Raw genomic sequence first — 23,073 nt, forward strand, 5'->3', positions numbered from 1 at the left:
AGCAGGGCAGGCCAATGGATGTGTTGTCGAAACTCCGAATCGATCTCGATATCGTGAAGCGTCTCGCGCGCTTCGCGGCACGGCGCAGCCGCGAGGATCGCATTCCGCAGGTCGCGGGCAGTCTCACGTTCACGACCATGCTCTCGCTCGTGCCGCTCGCCACCGTGGCGTTCGCGCTGTTCACGGCGTTTCCTATCTTCGCGTCGTTCCAGAATTCGCTGCAGGTTTTTCTCGCCGATCACCTGATGCCGACGCAGATCAACAGCCAGATCTTCAAGTATCTGAATCAGTTCGCGTCGAAGGCCAAGGGCCTCACGACCATGGGCATGATCGTGCTGTTCGTGACCTCCGTCATGACGATGATGACGGTCGAATCGGCCTTCAACCTGATCTGGCGCGTGCGCAAGGCGCGGCCGTTCGCGCAGCGCGTGCTGGTGTACTGGGCGATTCTCACGCTCGGACCGATCCTGATCGGCGTGAGTCTGTCTCTCTCGTCGTATCTGTTCACGCGCTCGCTGGCCATCGCCACCGAGCAGCACGTCTCGATGCTGTTCGACTGGCTGCTGATCGGCGCGTCGTTACCGCTCACGGCGCTCGCGTTCACGATGCTCTACGTCTATCTGCCGAATTGTCGCGTGCAGTGGCGCGACGCGGTGGTGGGCGGCGTGGCCGCGGCGATCGCGTTCGAGCTCGCCAAGCGCGGCTTCGGCTATTACGTGCGCCGCATTCCCACTTATACCGCGGTGTACGGCGCGTTCGCGGCCGCGCCGATGTTCCTGCTCTGGATGTACCTGAGCTGGTTCATCACGCTGGTGGGCGCGATGATCACTTCGGCGCTGCCGGAAATCCGCACGGGACGTTTCAACCGGCCGCGTTTTCCGGGCAGCGATCTGCTCGATGCGCTCGAACTGCTCGCGGGTCTCGCCGAAACGCGCGACGCGGGCCGCCCCGGCATGACCGGCGAGCAGCTTGCGCAACTGCTGCGCCGCGACCTCGCGACGGTGACGCGCCTCGTGGCCGATCTCGAAGAGGACGAACTGATCGCGCGGCTGGAAAAGGACGGCGCGAAGCCGCATTACGTGCTGATCGCGAATCCCGCGCGCATTTCCGTCGAGCGGATTTTCGGGCGCTTCGTGATCGACCGCGAGGAGCTGGCGTATCAGCTCAAGTCGAGCGATATCGATTCCAGTACGCTGCTGTCCGCGCTGGACAACGACAAGCTGTCGATTTCGCTGGCGTCTTTGCTTGCCGCGCGCCGCGAACTCGTGCGGCTGGCGGAAGCGGGCGATCCGCCGCCGGCGTTGCCGCATCCGGCGGCGTGAATCAGGTGCCGTGAAGCGGGAAATCTACAGCGAAATCTTCCCGCGACAGATATCCGAGAACATGACCCAATCGCCCATCAGGCTATAGATGGGATGGCGGAAGGTGGCGGGGCGGTTTTTCTCGAATGCGAAGTGCCCGATCCAGGCGAAGCCGTAGCCGCACACGACGGCGGCGGGCAGCCAGAGCCAGTTGCCGGTGGCGATGGCCATGGCGACACAGCCGATCACCCCGAGCGAGCCGATGAAATGCAGCCGTCGCGACATCAGGTTGCTGTGCTCGCTCAGATAGAACGGATAGAACTGCGCGAAATTCGCGAAGTGTTGCTCGGTATGGGTGGCGTGGCTCATTGTCTCCTCCGTTGCGCGGCCGGCGGTCCGGTGAGCGCTTGAGGGCCGAGGCGCAAGGTATGCGCCCGAAAACCGCTTCCGTACATGGCCCAAAGACGCGGCCAAAATCCATTCTGCGGCGAATCGAACGACCGTGCAAGCCGGGCAAACGGCAGGTGCGGCATGCACGGTGGGTATTCGTCGGGCGGCGTGTTCAGGCGATTTCGTGGACCGCTTTTCCGTTGCCTCCCGGCCGCACATTTCAGCGCTGTGTCAGCCGTTGCCCACCCGTGGCGCGGCGAAGCGATAAAGCGCGTCGAGCGTCGCGTCGGGCTGCTCCGTCATCAGCGCGTGGCCGGCGTCGAGCGTGGCGGTGTCCACGGCCACGCCGCCCTGGGCCAGCGCGTCGGCGATGGCGCGGGCGGCGCGCGGCGGCGTCATGGCGTCGCGCTGACCGACGATCAGGCGCACCGGGCAGCGTACTTTCGCGGCGCTGGTCAGGCCGTCGGCATACGCGTTGCAGGCCGCGAAATCCGTGTGAAAAAGCTGCGGCTCGCCGCGCGCGGACACGCGTTCCATCAGACGCTGGTTCATACCGCGCAGCCACGCGCCCGGCCCCGGACTCGACGGCTTGGCCGCGAGCGTCGAATGCGACCATGCGTTGACTAGCGCGATCGCTTCCGGCTCGCGCTCGCGCGCCGCATCCAGCAGCGTGGGCGAAACCGTCATCGGGAACGCGGTGGCGAGCAGCGCGATGCACGCGGCGCGTTCGGGATGGCGCGCCGCGAATTCGAGCGTGACGAGCGAACCCATGCTGTGGCCCGCGACGAAGATTCGCGCGTTCTTGGCCGCGCCCACCGCGTCGAGCAGCGCGGCCAGCCAGTCGGCCAGCGCGCCGATGCTCGTGAGCGCCGGACCCGCGCTGCGCATATGGCCGGGCAGATCGACGGCGAGCACGCTGAAGCCGTGATGCGCGAAATAGCGCGACTGCAGCGCCCAGACGCTGTGATCGTGCTGCGCGCCGTGCACGAAAACCGCGATGGGCCGCTGCGGATCGAACGGGCGCCCACCGGTATAGGCGTAAGCCGCCTTGCCTGCGACATCGACGATCATGACGCCTCCTTGCGCGGCGCGGTGCCGGTGGTGGCGGGCGCTTTCTGCGAAATCTTGAGCGCGCGCTTGAGGTCGTCGATCAGATCGTCGGGGTCTTCGAGGCCGATTGAGAGACGGATCGTGCCCTCACCGATGCCCGCCGCGGCGAGCGCCGCTTCGTCCATGCGGAAGTGCGTGGTGGAGGCGGGGTGGATCACGAGCGAGCGCGCGTCGCCGACATTGGCGAGATGCGAGAACAGCGTGAGCGATTCGATGAAGCGCTTGCCCGCTTCGCGGCCGCCCGCGAGGTCGAAGCTGAACACCGCGCCCGCGCCGCGCGGCAGCAGACGCTGGGCGAGCGCGTGGTCGGGATGGCTCGGCAATTCGGGGTAGGCGACGGCCTGCACCGCCTCGTGCGCAGCGAGAAATTCCACCACGCGCCGCGTGTTGGCCACGTGCCGTTCCATGCGCAGCGGCAAGGTTTCGATGCCTTGCAGCAGTTGCCACGCGGCTTGCGGATGCAGGCAGGCGCCGAAGTCGCGCAGGCCTTCGCGGCGCGCGCGCAGCAGGAAGGGCGCGACGCTGCTTTCCTCGCTGAACACCATGCCGTGAAAGCCCGCGTAGGGCTCCGTGAATTCGGGAAAGCGCCCCGATGCCTCGAAGTCGAACGTGCCGCCGTCCACCAGCACGCCGCCGATGGTCGTGCCGTGGCCGCCGAGAAACTTGGTCGCCGAGTGATAGACGAAATCCGCGCCATGATCGAACGGACGCAGCAGATACGGCGTGGTGAACGTGGAGTCGACGAGCAGCGGCACGCGATGGTCGTGCGCGATCTGCGCGACGGCGGCGATATCGAGCACGTCGAGGCCCGGATTGCCGAGCGTCTCGCCGAACAGCAGGCGCGTGTTGGGCCGCAGCGCCGCGCGCCAGGCGTCGAGGTCGCCCGGTTTGACGAAGGTGGTCTCGATGCCGAAGCGCCGCAGCGTGTAGTCGAGCAGGTTGTGCGAGCCGCCGTAAAGCGCCGCTGACGCGACGATATGCGCGCCCGCGCCCATCAGCGTGGCGATGGTCAGATGAAGCGAGGCCTGGCCGCTCGCGGTGCCGATCGCGCCTGCGCCGCCTTCGAGGGCCGCGACGCGCTCCTCGAACACGGCCACCGTGGGATTCGAGATGCGCGAATACACGTGGCCCGCGCGCTCCATGTTGAACAGCGCTGCGGCGTGGTCGGTGTCGCGGAACGAGAACGACGTGGTTTGATAAATCGGCGTCGCGCGGGCGCCGGTGACGGGGTCGGGCGCGGCGCCGGCATGCAGCGCGAGCGTGTCGAAGCGGGGATCGGACATTCTGGCAGCACGGCCGGCGCGAACCGGCGACGGGTGAAAGGTGAGGGCATCGTATCACCGGCCAGGCCGTGCGGGGACGCATCGGAAACCCGCGCCCGGGGCGGCCTGGCGTGGCTGAAACCGCCGCCAGACGGGGCTTGCGCGCCGCCATGGCCTGGCCGGATGGCATAGGGCGAACGGACGATGCCGCCCGCCGAAACGCCCGCACGCGTGGGCGGAAAATCGAAGCCGACACGCATTTCAGGGCCGATTCACAAGGGTTTCCAGCCGATTCGCGCGCCTTCCCGCGACTTTTCTTTTGCCTCCCTTTCCGCTAGGATCGAAAACAGGTAGGTATCTTTTCAGCATCTCCCCCACGATTTGACGGCATTTCCGTCAACCTTTTTTGCATGCGATCCGGTCAGGCGCGCCCGGGTCGACACAGGAGACACATCATGCGTGTGAGCGATATTCTCAAGGTCAAGGGCAATACGCTCTACACCGTCACGCCCGACACGTCGCTGCACGAAGCAGTGAACACCATGGCCGAGCACGACATCGGCTCGCTCGTCGTCATGGAGTACGGCGATCTGGTCGGCATGCTCACCTTCCGCGAGATCATTCTTACGCTGCGTACGAATGGCGGCAGCGTCGGCACCAGCACGATCCGCAAGGTCATGGACGACCATCCCATCACCTGCACGCCCGAAACCGAAGTGGACGAAGTGCGCCGCATGATGCTCGAGCATCACGTGCGTTATCTGCCGGTCATGGAAAGCCGCTCGCTGATGGGCGTGATTTCGTTCTACGACGTGGCGAAGGCCGTGGTCGAAGCTCAGGGTTTCGAAAACAAGCTGCTCAAGGCCTATATTCGCGACTGGCCGGAAGAGGAGCGTCAGCCGGCGCGTTGAACGCGCGAGCCCGTCCGATCCAGCATGAAAAAGCGCGCGTCAAGCGCGCTTTTTCACGTCTGGCGCCCGACTCTGACAGCATAAATCCCACTCGATGAACGAACGCTCCTTGCCAGCGACGGAAACCACCGCACGCGCGGCAACCGCCCACACTTCACAGTTCGCGCTGCTGCGTCAGCGCCGGTTCGCGCCGTTTTTCTGGACGCAATTCCTCGGCGCGATGAACGACAACGTGTTCAAGATCGGCTTCACGTCGCTCGTCACGTATCAGGCGGCGCGCTTTTCCGGCGTCGATCCGAAGACCGTCGCGTTTCTCATTTCAGCGATCTTCATCGCGCCGTTCGTGCTGTTTTCGGCGACGTCGGGCCAGATCGCCGACAAGTACGACAAGGCCGTGCTCACGCGCTGGGTCAAGACCTTCGAGATCGCGGTGATGCTGATCGGCGCGGCGGGTTTCTGGATGCACAGCGCGCCGTTGCTCTATGTCTGCACGTTCCTGATGGGCGTGCATTCGACCGTGTTCGGGCCGGTCAAGTACGCGTATCTGCCGCAGAAGCTCGCCGAGGACGAACTCGTCGGCGGCAACGGTCTCGTCGAGATGGGCACCTTCGTGGCGATCCTGATTGGCACGATCGTGGGGGGCGTTGCCGCCGGTATCGGCGCGAGCAATGCGCTTTCGGCGACCTCCGCCGCCGCGCAATCGGCGACGCCCGCGGGCGCCTGGTGGCTCGGCGGCATGTGCATCGCCATCGCGCTGATCGGGCGGATCGCCTCGTCGTTCGTGCCGCCGTGCGCGCCGTCGCAGACCGGATTGCGCATCAACTGGAATCCGTTCTCCGAAACCTCGCGCAACCTGCGGCTCGCGCACCGCAACCGCACCGTGTTTCTGAGCCTGCTCGGCATTTCGTGGCTGTGGTTCGTGGGCGCGACGTTCTTGTCGTCGTTCTTCAACTTCGCGAAGGACGTGCTGTTCGCCGACGCGGACGTCGTCACCGTGCTGCTCGCCATGTTCTCGCTCGGCATCGGCTTCGGTTCGCTGATGTGCGAGAAGCTGTCGCGGCGGCGCATCGAGATCGGGCTCGTGCCGCTCGGCTCGATCGGCATGAGCGTGTTCGGCATCGACCTGTTCTTCGCCAGTCACGCGCTGCCCGCCGCGCCGCATCTGCTGTCGGTGGGCGAATTCCTGAGCCTGCCCGCGCACTGGCGCGTGCTCGCCGACCTCTTTCTGCTCGCCATGTTCGGCGGGTTCTACAGCGTGCCGCTGTACGCGCTGATCCAGAGCCGCAGCGAACCGAGCCACCGCGCGCGCATCATCGCGGCGAACAACATCCTGAACTCGCTGTTCATGATCGTTTCCGCGTTGATGGCGATGGGGCTCACGGCGGCGGGCGTCGGCATTCCGGGTATTTTTCTGACCACGGCGCTGCTCAATATCGTCGTGGCCGCCTACATCTACGGGCTGGTGCCCGAGTTTCTGCTGCGTTTCGTCGCGTGGGTGCTCGTGCATACGGTCTATCGCGTGCGGCTCGTGCATGCGGAGCGCATTCCCGCCGAAGGTCCGGCCGTGCTGGTCTGCAATCACGTGAGCTATGTCGATGCGGTCGTGCTCATGGCCGAGAGCCCGCGACCGATCCGTTTCGTGATGGATCACCGGATTTTCCGTTCGCCGCTGCTCGGCTGGCTGTTCCGTCACGCACGGGCGATTCCGATCGCGCCCGCGCACGAAGACGCGGCGCTGCTCGAAAAGGCCTATGACGCCTGCGCGGCGGCGTTGGCCGACGGCGATCTGGTCTGCATCTTCCCCGAGGGCAAGCTGACGAAAACCGGCGGCATGAATCCGTTCCGCCACGGCGTGACGGAGATCCTCAAGCGCACGCCCGCGCCCGTGGTGCCGATGGCGCTGCGCGGGCTCTGGGGCAGTGCGTTCTCGCGGCATGCGGCGTCGGGGCAGGATCGGCCGGTGCGGCGCGGCCTGACGAGCCGGCTCACGCTGGCGGTCGGCGAGCCGATCGCGCCCGCCGACGTCACCGTCGACGGCCTGCAGCAGATCGTGGCCGACTTGCGCGGCGCGCGGCGCTAACGCTTCGTTTGCACGGCGGAACAGGGCGTCACGGTCGGCCCGGTTCGGCTCGGTTTCGGCCCAGATCGCCCCCGGTTGGCGCGCCGAGCGGGGGCAGCCGGGCGGGCCGTCGCGCGGACTGGCATAATATCGGATTCCCCGATTCACTTTGGACGACCGCCATGTCCGGCAACACGCTCGGTACGCTTTTCACCGTCACCACCTTCGGCGAATCCCACGGGCCGGCCATCGGCTGCGTCATCGACGGCTGCCCGCCCGGCATGGCGCTCACCGAAGCCGACATCCAGATCGATCTGGACCGCCGCCGTCCCGGCACGTCGCGTCACGTCACGCAGCGCCAGGAAGCCGATCAGGTCGAAATTCTCTCCGGCGTGTTCGAAGGCCGCACGACGGGCACGCCCATCGCGCTGCTGATCCGCAACACGGACCAGCGCAGCAAGGACTACGGCAACATCGTCGAGACTTTCCGTCCGGGCCACGCCGATTACACCTACTGGCAGAAGTACGGCATTCGCGACTATCGCGGCGGCGGCCGTTCGTCGGCGCGTCTGACGGCGCCGACGGTCGCGGCGGGCGCGGTCGCGAAGAAGTGGCTGCGCGAACGCTTCGGCGTGGAAGTGCGCGGCTACATGAGCGCGCTCGGCGAGATCGCGGTGCCGTTCGTCGAGTGGCAGCATGTGCATGAGAATCCGTTCTTTGCGCCCAACGCCGACGTGGTGCTGCAGCTCGAGGACTACATGGACGCGCTGCGCAAGGACGGCGACTCGATCGGCGCACGCATCAACGTGGTCGCGAGCGGCGTGCCGGTGGGTTGGGGCGAGCCGCTGTTCGACCGCCTCGACGCCGACATCGCGCACGCCATGATGGGCATCAACGCGGTGAAGGGCGTGGAGATCGGCGCGGGCTTCGCGAGCGTCGCGCAACGCGGTTCGACGCACGGCGACGAACTCACGCCCAATGGCTTCCACGGCAATCACGCGGGCGGCGTGCTCGGCGGCATTTCGACGGGGCAGGACATCACCGTGTCGATCGCGATCAAGCCGACGTCGAGCATCCGCACGCCGCGCCGTTCGATCGACAAGGCCGGTGAGCCCGCGATCGTCGAAACCTTCGGCCGTCACGATCCGTGTGTCGGCATTCGCGCGACGCCGATCGCCGAAGCCATGCTCGCGCTCGTGCTGATCGACCACGCGATGCGTCATCGCGCGCAGAACGGCGATGTCGTTGTGACGACGCCGAAGATTCCGGCTAGCGACGCCTGATTCGTTGCGCTCGCAAGCAGTGCGCCGTGTTTACTCGGCGCAGCAATAAAAAAACCGCTCCTTGGAGCGGTTTTTTTGCGTCTGCGAACGGACTTACATGTTCGGATAATTCGGTCCGCCGCCACCTTCCGGCGTGACCCAGACGATATTCTGCGTCGGGTCCTTGATATCGCAGGTCTTGCAGTGCACGCAGTTCTGCGCGTTGATCTGCAGGCGGTCGCTGCCGTCGTCGTTCTTCACGAATTCGTAGACCGCCGCCGGGCAGAAGCGCGCTTCCGGGCCCGCATAGGTACGCAGATTCACATCGACCGGCACCTTCGCATCTTTCAGCGTCAAATGCGCGGGCTGATTCTCTTCGTGATTCGTGTTCGAAATAAACACCGAAGAGAGGCGATCGAATGTGAGCTTGCCATCAGGTTTCGGATACTCGATCGGCTTGCATTGCGACGCCGGACGCAGCATTTCGTTATCGCGATGCTGATGATGCAGCGTCCACGGCACGTTGCCGCCCATCACCTTCTGTTCGAGACCGACCATCAGCGTGCCGAGGTACAGGCCCTTGCTCATCCACTGCTTGAAATTGCGCGCCTTGTACAGTTCCGTGTGCAGCCAGGACTGCTTGAACGCTTCGGGATAAGCCGTGAGTTCATCGCTCGTGCGACCGGCTTGCACCGCTTCGAATGCCGCTTCCGCAGCCAGCATGCCGGTCTTGATCGCCGCGTGACTGCCCTTGATACGCGCCGCGTTCAAAAAGCCCGCATCATCACCGACCAATGCGCCGCCCGGAAACACGAGTTTCGGCAGCGACATCAGACCGCCCGCCGTCATCGCGCGCGCGCCGTACGAAACACGCTTGCCGCCTTCGAGATATTTGCGGATCGCCGGATGCGTCTTGTAGCGCTGGAATTCCTCGAACGGCGACAGATACGGATTCGTATAAGCCAGGCCGACAACAAAACCCACCATCACCTGGTTATTGTCGATGTGGTAAAGGAACGAACCGCCGTACGTATCGTTTTCGAGCGGCCAGCCGGCCGTGTGAATCACGAGACCCGGCTGATGCTTCGCGGGATCGATCTCCCACAGTTCCTTGATGCCGATACCGTAGACCTGCGGATCTGCGTCCTTGCCAAGCTTGAATTTCTCGTTCAGCTGACGGCCCAGATGCCCGCGCGCGCCTTCGCAAAACAGCGTGTATTTCGCGTGCAGTTCCATGCCGAGCTGGAAATTCTCGGTGGGCTCGCCATCCTTGCCGATGCCCATGTTGCCCGTCGCGACGCCTTTTACCGAGCCATCGTCGTTATAGAGCACTTCGGCCGCCGGAAAGCCCGGGAAAATCTCGACGCCCAGCGCCTCGGCCTGCTGACCCAGCCAGCGCGTCACGTTCGCGAGGCTGATCACATAGTTGCCGTGGTTCTTGAAGTTGTCCGGCAGCGCCCAGTTCGGCACAGCCTTAGCCCCGGTTTCGGAAAGAAAAAGGAACTTGTCCTCGGTGACGGGCACGTTCAGCGGCGCGCCTTGCGCTTTCCAGTCGGGAATCAGTTCGTCGATCGCGCGCGGATCCATGACCGCGCCCGAGAGGATATGCGCCCCGATTTCCGAGCCTTTCTCCAGGACGCACACGCCAATTTCGACGCCTTTTTCTGCTGCGAGCTGCTTCAGGCGGATGGCCGCGGAAAGCCCGGCCGGGCCGCCGCCGACGACCACGACGTCGTATTCCATCGACTCGCGTGGGCCGTATTGCTCCAAAAGACTTGCGGGGGTCATTAAAGCTCCTCTTGCCATTAGAATACTTTTTTCGGGTTCGTATTGTCGGGGAACGCTCCGCGAGCCGCAACCCAATCAGCCTACATTAGCACGACCGTTCTATTTTATGCCAGAATGCCCGGCGCGCAGCCGGACAGGCGTTCCGGCACTTATTCATCCCTGAACAGGAAGCGAAAATGGGCCGTTCGATCAATCTGGAAGGCAAGGTGGCGATGATCACCGGCGCGTCGAGCGGTCTCGGCAAGCGCTTCGCGCAGGTGCTCTCGCAGGCAGGGGCGAAGGTCGTTCTGGCGAGCCGCCGGGTCGAGCGGCTCAAGGAACTGCGCGCGGAAATCGAAGCCGACGGCGGCGCCGCCCACGTGGTCTCGCTCGACGTCACGGACTATCAGAGCATTCGATCGGCGGTCGCGCACGCGGAAACCGAAGCCGGCACCATCGACATTCTCGTCAACAACTCGGGCGTCTCCACCACGCAAAAGCTCGTCGACGTCACGCCCGCCGACTTCGAGTACGTGTTCGACACCAACACGCGCGGCGCCTTTTTCGTGGCGCAGGAAGTCGCCAAGCGCATGATCATGCGCGGTAACGGCGGCGGCACGAAACCGGCGTATCGCATCATCAATATTGCCTCGGTGGCGGGGCTGAGCGTGCTGCCGCAAATCGGTCTCTATTCGATCAGCAAGGCCGCCGTCGTGCACATGACGAAGTCGATGGCGCTCGAATGGGGCCGCCACGGCATCAACGTCAACGCGATCTGTCCCGGTTATATCGACACCGAAATCAACCATCATCATTGGTCGACGGAGCAGGGGCAAAAGCTTATTTCGATGCTGCCGCGCCATCGCGTGGGCACGCCTGCCGACCTCGACGGCTTGCTGCTGCTGCTGTCCGCCGACGAGTCCGCGTTCATGAACGGCTCGATCATCACCGCCGACGATGGATTCGGCCTGACCTGAGCGCTTTCCGTTTTCCCGCGAGTGCCGATGTCGCTGCGCCGATGCGCCGCGAATCGTACACTCGCGTCTTTGCGTAACCCGAAGTCGAAGTGCAATTCGTGCAATGAGCGATTACCACCCCGTTTTTGAAATGACCATGCCGATCCGTTGGGGCGACATGGATGCTTTCGGCCATGTGAACAACACGGTCTACTTCCGCTACATGGAGCAGGTGCGGATTTCCTGGTTCGAGCAACTCGGCGTGGCCGGCGAGAGCCGCGAGGGCGGCAACCGGCAGGGTCCGGTGATCGTCAACGCCTCGATGGAATTCCTCAAGCAACTGCACTATCCGGGCGACATCGTCTGCACGATGACGGTGGGCCAGCCGGGGCGAAGCAGCTTCGATACCGGCTTTGAACTGCGCCGCGCGGACGAACCCGACACGGTCTACGCGCGCGGCAACGCCCGCTGCGTGTGGATCGACTACGAAGCGGGCAAGTCGGTGCCGATTCCCGACCCTTTGCGCGCGACCATCGAGAACGCGCCGCTCGTCAAGGCAGGCTGACGCGTTCCGCTACGCGCTCGCGCTTCCCGCGCGCGCCGCTTTCCCTTCCGCTCAATGCCCGAGGAGCCGCTGCAGCAATTCCGTGGCGTTGCCCGTGTCGTACTTGCGCATCAGCCGCGCGCGGTAGACGTCTACCGTGCGTGAGCTGATGTCGAGAATTCTCCCGATCTGCTTGCTCGTCTTGCCCGTGACCAGCTGCGCCGCGATTTCCCGCTCGCGCGGCGTGAGTTCGACGGCGACGCGCCGCGTCGCGCTCAAATCCTCGAACGTCCAGACGCCGGCCGCGTGCGGCGCCTGCCGGTCGAGCGAACGCCCGGTGACGTGGCACCAGAACAGCTCGCCGTTGGCGCGCTTCATGATGCGGTCGTCGGCGTAACTGCCTTGCGCGGTCATGATGGGCGGAATGCGTTCGCCGATGCGCTCGAACTCGTCCGCCGACGGATACAGCACCAGGAACGACTGCCCGATCAGCGCCTCGCGCGGGCAACGAAAGATCGCACAGAGCGCCTCGTTGCAGTCTTCGATGATGCGCTCGCGCGCGAGCACGAGCCCGATGGGCGCGAGGTGGAACGCCGTCTGGTAGTCGAGAGCGGTGGCTGCGGTGGCGGGCGTGGCAGGTTCGGGCATGGCGTGCGATACGGGAATGGCTTTATGTAGTTTTGCGTATTGTGCCGCAACGCCCGCCCAGCGTACGCTTCACAACCATCGGAGGACCGGGTGGACAGGCTGTCGGATTCACGGCAACGCCACTCGCGGATGACTAGAATGGGGCATCCGGGCGCCCACAGCGCCCGCGTGCCGGGCAGAACGAACAGAAACAACGCAAAACGTAGCGACGAATTTCCATTCGAGGAAGGGACACACTGATGAACAAGGTCTATGGAAGCGCGGCTGCCGCGCTCGAAGGCATCGTCAAGGACGGCCAGACGTTCGCGGTCGGCGGTTTCGGGCTGTGCGGCATTCCCGAGGCGCTGATCGGCGCGCTGCGCGATTCGGGCGTGAAGGGCATTACCTGTATCAGCAACAATGCGGGCGTCGACGGTTTCGGCCTGGGTCTGCTGCTGGAAACGCGCCAGATCAAGAAGATGGTCTCGTCGTATGTGGGCGAGAACAAGGAATTCGAGCGCCAGTATCTGTCGGGCGAGCTCGAACTCGAATTCACGCCGCAAGGCACGCTGGCCGAGAAGCTGCGCGCGGGCGGCGCGGGCATTCCCGCTTTCTTCACGAACACGGGCTACGGCACGCTGATCGCCGAGGGCAAGGAAACGCGCCAGTTCGGCGAGAACCATTACGTGCTCGAGCATTCGCTCACGGCGGACGTCGCGCTCGTGAAGGCGTGGAAGGCCGATAAATCCGGCAACCTCATTTATCGCCGCACGGCGCGCAACTTCAACCCGATGTGCGCGATGGCCGGCAAGATCACGGTGGTGGAAGTGGAAGAGATCGTCGAGAACGGCGAACTCGATCCCGATTCGATTCACACGCCGGGCATCTTCGTGCAGCGCCTCGTGCTCAACGCGAGCCCCGAAAAACGCATCGAACAACGCACCGTGCGCGCCGCGGCGAGCGCCTGAGGAGGGAGACGGATCATGGCATGGAATCGTGACGAAATGGCCGCGCGCGCGGCAAAGGAACTGCAGGACGGCTTTTACGTGAACCTCGGCATCGGGCTGCCGACGCTCGTGGCCAATCACGTGCCGGAAGGCGTGGAAGTGTGGCTGCAATCGGAAAACGGCCTGCTTGGTATTGGCCCGTTTCCGACCGAAGATCAGGTCGACGCCGACATGATCAACGCGGGCAAGCAAACCGTGACCACGCTGCCGGGCTCGTCGATTTTCTCGTCGGCGGACTCGTTCGCGATGATTCGCGGCGGCCACATCAATCTGGCGATCCTCGGTGCGATGCAGGTGAGCGAGAAGGGCGACCTGGCCAACTGGATGATCCCCGGCAAGATGATCAAGGGCATGGGCGGCGCGATGGACCTCGTGGCGGGCGTCAAGCGCGTGGTCGTGCTGATGGAGCACGTGGCGAAGGGCGACCAGCACAAGATTCTCGACCAATGCACGCTGCCGCTCACGGGCGTGGGCGTGGTGGACATCATCATTACCGACCTCGGCGTGATCGAGGTGACCGACGCCGGGCTGAAGGTGACCGAACTCGCGCCGGGCGTGACGGTGGACGAGATCAAGGCCAAGACCGGCGCGCCGCTCGACGTGAGCGCCGTGGGTTGAGGCGGAGACTGCCGATAGCAGTGCGGTTTTCGCAGCAGAAGATTGCATGATGGACGCGGGCGGGACTTCGGTCTCGCCCGTTTCGTTTTGGACGATTCCATTCTTGCGCGTTTGCGCGCTCCTGAAACCTCGTCCTGATGGCATAGGCCGTTCGGCACGGTGCCTGAGCGCGGGATTCGCCGCCGGATGGCGCGCCGGGCGGGGCGCGAAGGGCCCGCAAGTGGGTGCGCGCCACGCCGCGCCCGTCCATCCCGGCTCACAAAGGCGTTTAGAATTCGTCCTGAGCCTTCGGGCGCCACCAGCGAGGACCTAGCGATGACCGAATCGTCTGCCGTGCCGCGTCAGCAGTACGTCCAGTGTCTCAGCCCCTCGGGGCTGCACCGCGTCGCGTACACCGAGTGGGGCGATCCCGCGAATCCGCGCGTGCTCGTCTGTGTGCATGGCCTCACGCGCTCCAGCCGCGATTTCGATCGTCTGGCGGCGGCGTTATGCGGCACGTATCGCGTCGTTTGTCCCGACGTGGTCGGTCGCGGGCTGTCGCCGTGGCTGATCGACCCGCGCGGTTATGGCGTCGCGCAGTACGTGGCCGACATGGTCACGCTGATCGCGCGCACGGGCGTGGAGCAGGTCGACTGGTTCGGCACCTCGATGGGCGGTTTGATCGGCATGGCGCTCGCGGGGCTGCCCGACGCGCCCATCGGCCGTTTGCTGCTCAACGACATCGGCCCGCATATCGAGCCGGCCTCGCTCGAGCGTATCGGCGAGTACGTCGGGCGTGACGAGCGCTTCGCGACGCTGCAGGAAGGCATCGACAACGCCGCGCTGCTGGCGGCCTCGTTCGGGCCGCTGACCGCCGATGAATGGCGCGAGATCAACACGCCGCTGCTGCACGAGGTGGACGGTGCGTGGCGCTATCGCTACGACCCGCGTATTTCGGAGGCCTTCAAGGGCGTGACGCCCGAGCAGAACGAGCAGGGCGAGCAGTTTTTGTGGCGCTCGCTGGCGGCGTTCAAGGGGCCGGTGCTCAGCGTGCGCGGCGAACTGTCGGATCTGCTGTCGCGCGAAACCGTCGCGCAAATGGTCGAAAAGGGCCAGCAGGTCGAGAGCGTCGAAATCGCGGGTGTCGGCCATGCGCCGGCCTTCCTCTCGCCTGAGCAGATCGGGATCGCGCGCCGTTTCTTCGCCGGGGAGCCGGTCAGCGCGTCATAATATGAGTTAGTCGCGCGCGCTCCGGTGCCGATCCGGGCGCGTCCGGCACGTTCAACTTCAACAGGAATTTACATGGCAGTCATTCGTCACCACGTGGGTCCGCGTCTTTCGGAAACCGCTGTTTACAACGGTACGGTCTATCTCGCGGGTCAGATCGCCGAGGACACGAAGCAGGACATCGCTGGCCAGACGCGCGAAGTGCTCGGCCATATCGACCGCCTGCTGGGCGAAGCGAACAGCGACAAGACGCTGCTGCTGTCGGTGCAGATCTATATCGCCGACATGAAGGATTTCGCGGGCATGAACGCCGAGTGGGACAAGTGGGTTCCGCAAGGCGCCACGCCGCCGCGCGCGACCGTCGAAGCGAAGCTCGCCAACCCGGAATGCCTGATCGAAATCGTCGTGGTGGCCGCGCAGCGCGACTGAGCGCGCGCCGCTTCTACTGCCGCTTCGGCCACCGGTTCGCCAGGCGTTAATTTGGGTTTCGTATCGTCCGAATCGACCGTTTTACCGTAGTCATAAGCCCGTCCGGTACGCCGGCGGGCCCAGCCTCATGAGCAGCGACACCATTCCTACCGTCCCCGCCGATCAAGCCGGCTCAGCGCCGCAAGCCGCGCTGCCGTCGCTCGACGACGCGCTCGCGTTCGTGCGCGAGCACGCGGGCGACGCGCGTCTCTCGACGGGCGAGCCGCTGTTCGAGCACGCGCAGGGCACGGCGTCGATCCTGAGCCGCCTGAACGTCGATCCACCGGCGGTGCTGGCTGCGGCGCTGTTCAATCTCGCGCCGCATCTCGACGACCCGGAGCGCACGCTCGAAGGGCGCTTCGGCGCCGAAGTCGCGAAGCTCACCTTCGACGTGCGCAAGCTGCTGCGCCTCGGTTCGGTGAGCCGCCGCGCGGCCGCGCAGAGCGCCGCGCCCGAGTCGGGCCGCGAAAGCCGCGACGCGCAGGCCGCGCGGCGCGCTCAGGTCGAGTCGCTGCGCAAGATGCTGCTGGCGTTCGCGCAGGACATCCGCGTGGTGCTGATTCGTCTCGCGTCGCGGCTGCAATCGCTGCGTTATTACGCGGCGGCGAAGATCCAGCCTGCGCCCGAGGTCTCGCACGAAACGCTCGAAATCTACGCGCCGCTCGCGAACCGGCTCGGCATCTGGCAACTGAAGTGGGAGCTCGAAGACCTCGCGTTCCGCTTCGAGGAGCCGGTCACGTACAAGCGCATCGCGAAGCTGCTCGACGAGAAGCGCGTCGAGCGCGAGAGCTATGTGTCCGAAGCCATCGCGCGGCTTCAGCACGAACTGGCGGCGGCGCACATCGACGCCGAAGTGAGCGGGCGGCCGAAGCACATCTACAGCATCTGGAAGAAGATGCGCGGCAAGGAGATCGACTTCTCCGAGCTGTACGACGTGCGTGCCTTCCGCGTGATCGTGCGCGACATCAAGGATTGCTACACGGTGCTCGGCATCGTGCACAACCTCTGGCAGCCGGTGCCGCGCGAGTTCGACGACTACATCTCGCGTCCCAAGCCCAACGGCTATCGCTCGCTGCATACCGTCGTGGTCGGCGACGACGGGCGCGCGTTCGAAGTGCAGATCCGCACCCAGGAAATGCATCAGTTCGCGGAATACGGTGTGGCCGCGCACTGGCGCTACAAGGAAGCGGGCACGAAGGGCTATGGCGGCCAGTTCAGCGCGAGCAGCAGCTACGACGAGAAGATCGCCTGGCTGCGCCAGTTGCTCGCGTGGAAGGACGACGTGTCCGACGAGCGGCAGCCGTGGGAAGAATTGCGTCAGGCCACGCTCGACGACGACCATATTTACGTGCTCACGCCCCAGGCGCGCGTGATCGCGTTGCCGCAAGGCGCGACGCCGCTCGATTTCGCGTATCACCTGCATAGCGAGCTGGGCCATCGCTGCCGCGGCGCGCGCGTCGACGGCGCGATGGTGCCGCTCAACACGCAGTTGCAGAACGGTCAGACGGTCGAGATCGTGTCGGTGAAGGAGGGAGGTCCGTCGCGCGACTGGCTCAATCCGCAACTCGGCTATCTGCAAAGCCACCGCGCGCGCCAGAAGGTGCGCGCGTGGTTCAACGCGATCGAGGCGCAGGAACACATTGCGACTGGCCGCGCGATGGTCGAAAAGACGCTGCAACGCGAGGGGCGCACCTCGGTCAATCTCGACCAGCTGGCCGCGAAGCTCGGTTTCAAGTCGACCGACGAGTTCTTCAGCGTAGTCGGCAAGGAAGAGTTCAGCCTGCGTCACGTCGAGCACGCGCTCAGCGATGCGCCGGTCGCGGAGCCCGAGGAGGAAACGCCCGAACAGCTCACGAAGCGCGCGAGCGGCGCGAACGTGGCGCACGGCGGCTCGTCGGGCGTGCTGGTCGTGGGCGTCGATGCGTTGCTCACGCAGCTCGCGCGCTGCTGCCGTCCCGCGCCGCCGGACGAGATCAGCGGGTTCGTCACGCGCGGCAAGGGTATGTCGATTCACCGCAGCGATTGCCCGACGTTCATCCGCATGGCGCGCCGCGCGCCCGAGCGCGTGCTGCAAACCACGTGGTCCGCCGACGTGATGGGCGGGCGCGGCCAGTCGGTCTATCCGGTTGATATCTCGATCGAGGCCACCGACCGGCAAGGCTTGCTGCGCGACATCTCCGAAGTGTTCGCGCGCGAGAAGATGAACGTGATCGGCGTGAAGACGCAGTCGCGCCGCAACGCGGCCTATATGCAGTTCACGGTCGAGGTGTCGAATTCCGCGCAGATCCAGCGCGCCTGTGTCGTGTTGGGCGAAGTGGCGGGCGTGGTGCGGGCGTCGCGGCGGAGTTGATGCGTATCGATGCGGGTGAGGGAGGGCGCAATGGTTTCTCCCGATTGCGTTCCTCCATGCCGCAACGCAAAAAAGCTCTTGCCAGCTCCGTGAAAACGTTATATAGTCTTGCTTCTTCAGGCTCGTAGCTCAGCTGGTTAGAGCACCACCTTGACATGGTGGGGGTCGTTGGTTCGAGTCCAATCGAGCCTACCAACGAAATCGAAGTTTTGATGTGCGGTTAGCATCGGGGCTTCAAGGCAGTAAAAGCGCTCTGCGCTCAAGGCGAATACGGTTATGACATCGCGAACGTTTACCGAAACTACTTCGGAGCGACGCTAGTCGAGGACCTCTTTCGCCCTGCAATCTGGTTTGAAAAGTGAATGCGGCCCCTCGAAAGCGGGGCCGCATTTTTTTTCGCCGCGAGTTTTGCGCGGGGCTGTTCCCACGAATACGATGTGCCGTCGAGGCACTTCTGGAGAAAAACATGGTTGCGATACGTCTGCCCGACGGTTCGGTTCGACAGTACGATCATCCCGTCACGGTCGCCGAAGTGGCGGCTTCGATTGGCGCGGGCCTCGCCAAGGCGGCGCTCGGCGGCAAGCTCGACGGTGAACTGGTCGACACGTCGACGCTGATCGATCACGACGCATCGCTGGCCATCGTCACGGACAAGGACGCCGACGGTCTCGACATCATCCGTCACTCCACGGCGCACTTGCTGGCGTACGCGGTCAAGGAGCTGTTCCCGGAAGCGCAGGTCACGATCGGGCCGGTCATCGACAACGGCTTCTATTACGACTTCGCCTACAGCCGTCCCTTCACGCCCGAAGATCTGGAAAAGATCGAAAAGCGCATGCAGGAGCTCGCAAAGAAGGACGAGCAGGTCACGCGCCGCGTCGTCTCGCGCGGCGACGCCGTCGACTACTTCAAGAGCATCGGCGAGAAGTACAAGGCTGAGATCATCGAGTCGATTCCGGGCGACCAGGACATCAAGCTGTATTCGCACGGCGGTTTCACCGACCTGTGCCGCGGCCCGCACGTCCCGTCGACGGGCAAGCTCAAGGTTTTCAAGCTCATGAAGGTTGCTGGCGCGTACTGGCGCGGCGACGCGAAGAACGAGCAGCTGCAGCGCATCTACGGCACGGCCTGGACGAAGAAGGAAGATCAGGAACTCTATCTTCACAATCTCGAAGAGGCTGAAAAGCGCGATCACCGCAAGCTCGGCAAGCAGCTCGACCTGTTCCACATGCAGGACGAGTCGCCGGGCATGGTGTTCTGGCACCCGAAGGGCTGGACGCTCTGGCAGCAGGTCGAGCAGTACATGCGCGGCCGCCTGCGCGTGGCCGGCTACGACGAAATCAAGACGCCGATGATCATGGACCGCTCGCTGTGGGAAGCGTCGGGTCACTGGCAGAACTATCGTGAAAACATGTTCACGACGGAGTCGGAGAAGCGCGACTACGCGATCAAGCCGATGAACTGCCCGGGCCACGTCCAGGTGTTCAACCACGGCCTGCGTTCGTACCGCGATCTGCCGCTGCGTTACGCGGAATTCGGTTCGTGCCATCGCAACGAGGCGTCGGGCGCGCTGCACGGTCTGATGCGCGTGCGCGGTTTCGTCCAGGACGATGCGCACATCTTCTGTACGGAAGATCAGATCATCGCCGAGTCGATCGCCTTCAACACGCTCGCGATGAGCGTCTACAAGGATTTCGGGTTCGATCACATCGACATCAAGCTGTCGCTGCGCCCCGAGTCGCGCGCGGGTACGGACGAAATCTGGGATCGTGCCGAACAAGGTTTGCGCGAAGCGCTGACGGCGTGCGGCCTGAGCTGGGAAGAACTGCCGGGCGAGGGCGCGTTCTACGGTCCGAAGGTCGAGTACCACATCAAGGATGCGCTCGGCCGTTCGTGGCAGTGCGGCACGCTGCAGCTCGACATGGTGCTGCCGGAGCGCCTTGGCGCCGAGTACGTGGCGGAAGACAACAGCCGCCGCCGCCCGATCATGCTGCACCGCGCGATCCTCGGTTCGATGGAGCGTTTCCTCGGTATTTTGATCGAGCACCATGCTGGTGCAATGCCGTCCTGGCTGGCTCCGATGCAGGTCGTTGTGATGAATATCGCGGAAAGTCAGGCCGAATATGCAGCAAATCTAGCCCAATCGTTGCAAAAACAAGGGGTTAGAGTGCAGGCCGATTTGCGCAATGAGAAAATTAGCTATAAAATACGCGAGCACACGCTTGAGAAGGTCCCGTACCTGCTGGTTGTCGGCGACAAAGAGCGTGAAGCACAAACGGTAGCCGTGCGTGCCCGTGGCGGTGTCGACCTGGGTGTCATGCCTGTCGACGCATTCGCTGAACGTCTGGCGCAGGACGTCAAGTCGTTCAAGTGAGCCACCTGGCAGCGCGGCTCGTTTTTTTAATTTTTAGAGGAAACGTAACATCGCTACGGATAAGTCGCATCGCATCAACGGTGAAATCTCTGCACCCGAGGTGCGTCTCGTCGGAGTCGACAACGAGCCGCTCGGCATCGTAAAGCTGGCCGAAGCGTTCCGGATGTCGGAACAACAGGACGTCGATCTGGTTGAAATTGCCCCGCAGGCTGTGCCCCCCGTGTGCCGCCTGATGGACTACGGCAAGTTCAAATACCAGGAGGCGAAAAAGCAACACGAGGCCAAGCTCAAGCAGAAGGTTATCCAGGTCAAGGAAGTCAAATTCCGTCCGGGTACCGATGACGGCGATTACAACGTCAAGCTGCGCAATCTCGTCCGCTTCCTCGAAGACGGCGACAAGACGAAGATCACGTTGCGTTTCCGTGGCCGTGAAATGGCCCACCAGGAAATCGGCATGCGCGTGCTTGAGCGTCTGCGTACGGACCTCGAAGAAGTTGGTCAGGTCGAGCAGATGCCGAAGATGGAAGGGCGCCAGATGATCATGGTGCTTTCGCCGAAGAAGAAGAAGTAATGATGGTGTGCCGCGTCTCACACGACGCGGCGGCCAGAAGAATTTGGTAGGACGTGCAGCGCGCCATAGGGCGTGAAGCACGGGAAGCAGGTTCCGGAAATGGCGCCCGCGCGCCGCGCGAAAGTGCGGTAAACGGGCGTTTTTCCTGAAAGCGGCGGCGAGCTTGTTTTTTTAAGGCCGGCCAGCTGCCAAAACAAGTGGAGTGGGTTTCGAAGGGCGGTATGAGGGCAAAACACGAGGTGTTCGCACCGCGTGTGGGAGCCAGCCGCACACCCATGTCCATCAAATAAATGGAGTTTTTCATGCCCAAGATGAAGACCAAGAAGAGCGCCGCAAAGCGCTTCGTGGTTCGTCCGGGTGGTACCGTCAAGCGCGGTCAAGCCTTCAAGCGTCACATCCTGACCAAGAAGACCACCAAGAACAAGCGTCATCTGCGTGGTGCAACGGCCGTTCACGAGTCCGATGTGAAGTCCGTCCGCGCAATGATGCCGTTCGCGTAATCCTCAACCGACAACTCATAGGAGCTACTCATGCCTCGAGTCAAACGTGGGGTTACCGCACGGGCCCGTCACAAGAAGATCATCAACCTGGCCAAGGGTTACCGCGGCCGTCGCAATAACGTCTATCGCATCGCCAAGCAGGCGGTCATGCGCGCAGGCCAATACGCCTACCGCGATCGCCGCAACAAGAAGCGTGTGTTCCGCGCACTGTGGATCACGCGTATCAATGCAGCGGTGCGTCAGCACGACATGACCTACAGCGTGTTCATCAACGGCCTGAAGAAGGCTTCGATCGAACTCGACCGTAAGGTCCTGGCTGACATGGCTGTGTTCGACAAGGCTGCATTTGCTGCGATCGTCAAGCAGGTGAAGGCCGCCGTCGCTGCCTAAGTCGGGTATTGCGCAGGTTCGTTGCAGCAGCGTCCGGTCGTTTCGGTGATGCTGCAACAAAAACGGGGCTCCTCACCGAGCCCCGTTTTTGTTGGTGAAGCGCTTCCTGCGCGCTTCAAGTGCTGTGCTTCACGTGCTGTTCAAGTGCCGAGTACGGCGCCGCTTCTGGCAGTGTCGTCACGACGTCGTCCGCGTGGGTCATCATGGCGGTCGGCAGCGTGCCTCGCTGCTCCAAGTCTCAAACACTGACGCTGAAAAGATGGGATCAATGGATCTGGACCAGATTGTCGCCGACGCGCAACGCGCCTTCGCTTCCGCCCCCGACGTCAACACGCTTGAAAACGAAAAGGCTCGCTTTCTCGGCAAGTCGGGCGCGCTGACCGAACTGCTCAAGGGCCTCGGCAAGCTCGACCCGGAAACGCGCAAGACCGAGGGCGCGCGCATCAACGCCGTCAAGCAGCAGGTCGAGGCGGCGCTCAACGCGCGCCGCCAGGCGCTCGCCGACGCGCTGCTCAACCAGCGTCTCGCCGCCGAGGCGATCGACGTCACGCTGCCGGGCCGCGGCACCGGCACGGGCAGCCTGCATCCGGTGATGCAGACGTGGGAACGCGTCGAGCAGATCTTCGGCTCGATCGGCTTCGACGTGGCCGACGGTCCCGAGATCGAGACCGACTGGTACAACTTCACGTCGCTCAACAGCCCGGAAAACCATCCGGCGCGTTCGATGCAGGACACGTTCTACGTGGACGGCAAGGACGCCGATGGCCGTCAGCTGCTGCTGCGCACGCACACGAGCCCGATGCAGGTGCGCTACGCGCGCACGCACACGCCGCCGATCAAGGTGATCGTGCCGGGCCGCACGTATCGCGTGGACAGCGACGCCACGCACTCGCCGATGTTCAACCAGGTCGAAGGCCTGTGGATCGAAGAGAACATCAGCTTCGCGGACCTGAAGGGCGTGTACAGCGACTTCCTCAAGAAGTTCTTCGAGCGTGACGACATTCAGGTGCGTTTCCGCCCGTCGTACTTCCCGTTCACGGAGCCGTCGGCGGAAATCGACATGATGTTCGAGCACGGCAAGAACGCGGGCAAGTGGCTCGAGATCTCGGGCTCGGGTCAGGTGCATCCGACCGTGATCCGCAACATGGGTCTCGACCCGGAGCGCTACATCGGCTTCGCGTTCGGCAGCGGCCTCGAACGCCTGACGATGCTGCGTTACGGCGTGCAGGATCTGCGTCTGTTCTTCGAAGGCGATCTGCGCTTCCTGCGCCAGTTCGCCTGAGTACGCGACGCGCGCGATAGCACGCTAGAGCTGCATTAGCTGCGCGCGAAGCGGACGCGGCACCGGAGACGGTGCGCGAGAACCCGCTTCGCTGTGGTCACAATCTGTCTGGAACGTA

The 23,073-nt window shown here is 64.0% G+C and carries 22 protein-coding genes and 1 tRNA gene; 17 read left to right on the forward strand and 6 right to left on the reverse strand.

Annotated features, from left to right (window positions below; translation table 11 throughout):
• Positions 1 to 14 precede the first annotated feature (14 nt).
• Entirely contained in the window at positions 15 to 1,322 is a 1,308-nt protein-coding gene (locus LDO54_RS20765; RefSeq protein ID WP_224012552.1) for a YihY family inner membrane protein, read from the forward strand.
• A 24-nt stretch (positions 1,323 to 1,346) separates the two neighbouring features.
• Here LDO54_RS20765 and LDO54_RS20770 read toward each other — a convergent pair whose 3' ends face one another.
• The 3 genes from LDO54_RS20770 to LDO54_RS20780 all read right to left on the reverse strand — a co-directional run bounded on the left by LDO54_RS20770 (position 1,347) and on the right by LDO54_RS20780 (position 4,084).
• A complete protein-coding gene (locus LDO54_RS20770; protein ID WP_224012553.1) occupies positions 1,347 to 1,670 on the reverse strand; it encodes an Mpo1-like protein in 324 nt (107 codons plus the stop codon).
• A 252-nt stretch (positions 1,671 to 1,922) separates the two neighbouring features.
• Complete coding sequence (locus LDO54_RS20775) at positions 1,923 to 2,762, reverse strand: alpha/beta fold hydrolase (RefSeq protein WP_224012554.1); 840 nt, start codon at positions 2,760 to 2,762, stop codon at positions 1,923 to 1,925.
• Positions 2,759 to 4,084 (reverse strand): O-acetylhomoserine aminocarboxypropyltransferase, encoded by a 1,326-nt coding sequence (locus tag LDO54_RS20780; RefSeq protein WP_224012555.1) that lies wholly within the window; start codon positions 4,082 to 4,084, stop codon positions 2,759 to 2,761. The genes LDO54_RS20775 and LDO54_RS20780 overlap by 4 nt, the downstream gene beginning before the upstream one ends.
• Positions 4,085 to 4,518: 434 nt before the next feature.
• On the opposite strand from LDO54_RS20780, the gene LDO54_RS20785 reads away from it, so the two are divergent.
• The 3 genes from LDO54_RS20785 to aroC all read left to right on the forward strand — a co-directional run bounded on the left by LDO54_RS20785 (position 4,519) and on the right by aroC (position 8,316).
• Positions 4,519 to 4,974 (forward strand): CBS domain-containing protein, encoded by a 456-nt coding sequence (locus tag LDO54_RS20785; RefSeq protein WP_224012556.1) that lies wholly within the window; start codon positions 4,519 to 4,521, stop codon positions 4,972 to 4,974.
• Positions 4,975 to 5,068: 94 nt separating this feature from the next.
• Positions 5,069 to 7,054, forward strand: coding sequence for an MFS transporter (locus LDO54_RS20790; protein WP_224012557.1), 1,986 nt, complete (start codon positions 5,069 to 5,071; stop codon positions 7,052 to 7,054).
• A 161-nt stretch (positions 7,055 to 7,215) separates the two neighbouring features.
• Positions 7,216 to 8,316, forward strand: a complete 1,101-nt coding sequence (gene aroC / locus LDO54_RS20795; protein WP_224012558.1) for a chorismate synthase — start codon at positions 7,216 to 7,218, stop codon at positions 8,314 to 8,316.
• A 93-nt stretch (positions 8,317 to 8,409) separates the two neighbouring features.
• Here the strand turns inward: aroC and LDO54_RS20800 are convergent, their stop codons facing one another.
• Positions 8,410 to 10,083, reverse strand: coding sequence for an electron transfer flavoprotein-ubiquinone oxidoreductase (locus LDO54_RS20800; protein WP_224012559.1), 1,674 nt, complete (start codon positions 10,081 to 10,083; stop codon positions 8,410 to 8,412).
• Positions 10,084 to 10,259: 176 nt separating this feature from the next.
• Between LDO54_RS20800 and LDO54_RS20805 the strand changes: the two genes are divergently transcribed.
• Positions 10,260 to 11,039 carry an SDR family oxidoreductase gene (locus LDO54_RS20805; protein WP_224012560.1) on the forward strand — a complete coding sequence of 260 codons (780 nt, stop codon included), beginning with the start codon at positions 10,260 to 10,262 and terminating at the stop codon, positions 11,037 to 11,039.
• A gap of 103 nt (positions 11,040 to 11,142) precedes the next feature.
• Positions 11,143 to 11,583, forward strand: a complete 441-nt coding sequence (locus tag LDO54_RS20810; RefSeq protein WP_224012561.1) for an acyl-CoA thioesterase — start codon at positions 11,143 to 11,145, stop codon at positions 11,581 to 11,583.
• Positions 11,584 to 11,634: 51 nt separating this feature from the next.
• Here the strand turns inward: LDO54_RS20810 and LDO54_RS20815 are convergent, their stop codons facing one another.
• Complete coding sequence (locus LDO54_RS20815) at positions 11,635 to 12,210, reverse strand: LuxR C-terminal-related transcriptional regulator (protein ID WP_224012562.1); 576 nt, start codon at positions 12,208 to 12,210, stop codon at positions 11,635 to 11,637.
• Positions 12,211 to 12,449: 239 nt separating this feature from the next.
• Here LDO54_RS20815 and LDO54_RS20820 point away from each other — a divergent pair, with 239 nt between their 5' ends.
• From LDO54_RS20820 to infC, 8 genes are all read left to right on the forward strand, one after another.
• Entirely contained in the window at positions 12,450 to 13,157 is a 708-nt protein-coding gene (locus tag LDO54_RS20820; RefSeq protein WP_224012563.1) for a CoA transferase subunit A, read from the forward strand.
• 15 nt (positions 13,158 to 13,172) lie between these two features.
• The gene (locus LDO54_RS20825; RefSeq protein ID WP_224012564.1) at positions 13,173 to 13,814 is read left to right on the forward strand and encodes a CoA transferase subunit B; all 642 of its coding nucleotides are present in this window, start codon (positions 13,173 to 13,175) and stop codon (positions 13,812 to 13,814) included.
• A 315-nt stretch (positions 13,815 to 14,129) separates the two neighbouring features.
• On the forward strand, positions 14,130 to 15,023 hold the full coding sequence (locus tag LDO54_RS20830; protein WP_224012565.1) for an alpha/beta fold hydrolase: 894 nt from the start codon (positions 14,130 to 14,132) through the stop codon (positions 15,021 to 15,023).
• 72 nt (positions 15,024 to 15,095) lie between these two features.
• Positions 15,096 to 15,449 (forward strand): RidA family protein, encoded by a 354-nt coding sequence (locus LDO54_RS20835; protein ID WP_065060346.1) that lies wholly within the window; start codon positions 15,096 to 15,098, stop codon positions 15,447 to 15,449.
• 127 nt (positions 15,450 to 15,576) lie between these two features.
• The gene (locus LDO54_RS20840; protein WP_224012566.1) at positions 15,577 to 17,838 is read left to right on the forward strand and encodes a RelA/SpoT family protein; all 2,262 of its coding nucleotides are present in this window, start codon (positions 15,577 to 15,579) and stop codon (positions 17,836 to 17,838) included.
• 118 nt (positions 17,839 to 17,956) lie between these two features.
• Positions 17,957 to 18,033 (forward strand) — tRNA-Val (locus tag LDO54_RS20845).
• 271 nt (positions 18,034 to 18,304) lie between these two features.
• The gene (gene thrS, locus LDO54_RS20850; protein ID WP_224012567.1) at positions 18,305 to 20,212 is read left to right on the forward strand and encodes a threonine--tRNA ligase; all 1,908 of its coding nucleotides are present in this window, start codon (positions 18,305 to 18,307) and stop codon (positions 20,210 to 20,212) included.
• A gap of 49 nt (positions 20,213 to 20,261) precedes the next feature.
• The gene (gene infC / locus LDO54_RS20855) at positions 20,262 to 20,783 is read left to right on the forward strand and encodes a translation initiation factor IF-3 (protein WP_074987823.1); all 522 of its coding nucleotides are present in this window, start codon (positions 20,262 to 20,264) and stop codon (positions 20,781 to 20,783) included.
• On the opposite strand, the gene LDO54_RS20860 is transcribed toward infC, so the two are convergent.
• A complete protein-coding gene (locus LDO54_RS20860) occupies positions 20,752 to 21,087 on the reverse strand; it encodes a hypothetical protein (protein ID WP_224012568.1) in 336 nt (111 codons plus the stop codon). The genes infC and LDO54_RS20860 overlap by 32 nt on opposite strands.
• Between LDO54_RS20860 and rpmI the strand changes: the two genes are divergently transcribed.
• The 3 genes from rpmI (at position 21,086) to pheS (ending at position 22,955) form a co-directional block, all read left to right on the forward strand.
• The gene (gene rpmI, locus LDO54_RS20865; protein ID WP_035530936.1) at positions 21,086 to 21,283 is read left to right on the forward strand and encodes a 50S ribosomal protein L35; all 198 of its coding nucleotides are present in this window, start codon (positions 21,086 to 21,088) and stop codon (positions 21,281 to 21,283) included. The two genes, LDO54_RS20860 and rpmI, sit on opposite strands and share 2 nt — an antisense overlap.
• 30 nt (positions 21,284 to 21,313) lie before the next feature.
• Positions 21,314 to 21,673, forward strand: a complete 360-nt coding sequence (gene rplT / locus LDO54_RS20870; protein WP_004192938.1) for a 50S ribosomal protein L20 — start codon at positions 21,314 to 21,316, stop codon at positions 21,671 to 21,673.
• 268 nt (positions 21,674 to 21,941) lie between these two features.
• On the forward strand, positions 21,942 to 22,955 hold the full coding sequence (gene pheS / locus LDO54_RS20875) for a phenylalanine--tRNA ligase subunit alpha (RefSeq protein WP_205993676.1): 1,014 nt from the start codon (positions 21,942 to 21,944) through the stop codon (positions 22,953 to 22,955).
• Positions 22,956 to 23,073: the final 118 nt, after the last annotated feature.

Origin of the sequence: Paraburkholderia tropica, from assembly GCF_914484835.1 — a bacterium.
Classification (GTDB): domain Bacteria; phylum Pseudomonadota; class Gammaproteobacteria; order Burkholderiales; family Burkholderiaceae; genus Paraburkholderia; species Paraburkholderia tropica_A.

Bases quoted from the DNA above. Each gene is read 5' to 3' on its own strand.
- LDO54_RS20765 (WP_224012552.1), top strand. From the start codon at position 15: ATGGATGTGTTGTCGAAACTCCGAATCGATCTCGATATCGTGAAGCGT.
- LDO54_RS20770 (WP_224012553.1), bottom strand. From the start codon at position 1,670: ATGAGCCACGCCACCCATACCGAGCAACACTTCGCGAATTTCGCGCAG.
- LDO54_RS20775 (WP_224012554.1), bottom strand. From the start codon at position 2,762: ATGATCGTCGATGTCGCAGGCAAGGCGGCTTACGCCTATACCGGTGGG.
- LDO54_RS20780 (WP_224012555.1), bottom strand. From the start codon at position 4,084: ATGTCCGATCCCCGCTTCGACACGCTCGCGCTGCATGCCGGCGCCGCG.
- LDO54_RS20785 (WP_224012556.1), top strand. From the start codon at position 4,519: ATGCGTGTGAGCGATATTCTCAAGGTCAAGGGCAATACGCTCTACACC.
- LDO54_RS20790 (WP_224012557.1), top strand. From the start codon at position 5,069: ATGAACGAACGCTCCTTGCCAGCGACGGAAACCACCGCACGCGCGGCA.
- aroC (WP_224012558.1), top strand. From the start codon at position 7,216: ATGTCCGGCAACACGCTCGGTACGCTTTTCACCGTCACCACCTTCGGC.
- LDO54_RS20800 (WP_224012559.1), bottom strand. From the start codon at position 10,083: ATGACCCCCGCAAGTCTTTTGGAGCAATACGGCCCACGCGAGTCGATG.
- LDO54_RS20805 (WP_224012560.1), top strand. From the start codon at position 10,260: ATGGGCCGTTCGATCAATCTGGAAGGCAAGGTGGCGATGATCACCGGC.
- LDO54_RS20810 (WP_224012561.1), top strand. From the start codon at position 11,143: ATGAGCGATTACCACCCCGTTTTTGAAATGACCATGCCGATCCGTTGG.
- LDO54_RS20815 (WP_224012562.1), bottom strand. From the start codon at position 12,210: ATGCCCGAACCTGCCACGCCCGCCACCGCAGCCACCGCTCTCGACTAC.
- LDO54_RS20820 (WP_224012563.1), top strand. From the start codon at position 12,450: ATGAACAAGGTCTATGGAAGCGCGGCTGCCGCGCTCGAAGGCATCGTC.
- LDO54_RS20825 (WP_224012564.1), top strand. From the start codon at position 13,173: ATGGCATGGAATCGTGACGAAATGGCCGCGCGCGCGGCAAAGGAACTG.
- LDO54_RS20830 (WP_224012565.1), top strand. From the start codon at position 14,130: ATGACCGAATCGTCTGCCGTGCCGCGTCAGCAGTACGTCCAGTGTCTC.
- LDO54_RS20835 (WP_065060346.1), top strand. From the start codon at position 15,096: ATGGCAGTCATTCGTCACCACGTGGGTCCGCGTCTTTCGGAAACCGCT.
- LDO54_RS20840 (WP_224012566.1), top strand. From the start codon at position 15,577: ATGAGCAGCGACACCATTCCTACCGTCCCCGCCGATCAAGCCGGCTCA.
- thrS (WP_224012567.1), top strand. From the start codon at position 18,305: ATGGTTGCGATACGTCTGCCCGACGGTTCGGTTCGACAGTACGATCAT.
- rpmI (WP_035530936.1), top strand. From the start codon at position 21,086: ATGCCCAAGATGAAGACCAAGAAGAGCGCCGCAAAGCGCTTCGTGGTT.
- LDO54_RS20860 (WP_224012568.1), bottom strand. From the start codon at position 21,087: ATGAAAAACTCCATTTATTTGATGGACATGGGTGTGCGGCTGGCTCCC.
- rplT (WP_004192938.1), top strand. From the start codon at position 21,314: ATGCCTCGAGTCAAACGTGGGGTTACCGCACGGGCCCGTCACAAGAAG.
- pheS (WP_205993676.1), top strand. From the start codon at position 21,942: ATGGATCTGGACCAGATTGTCGCCGACGCGCAACGCGCCTTCGCTTCC.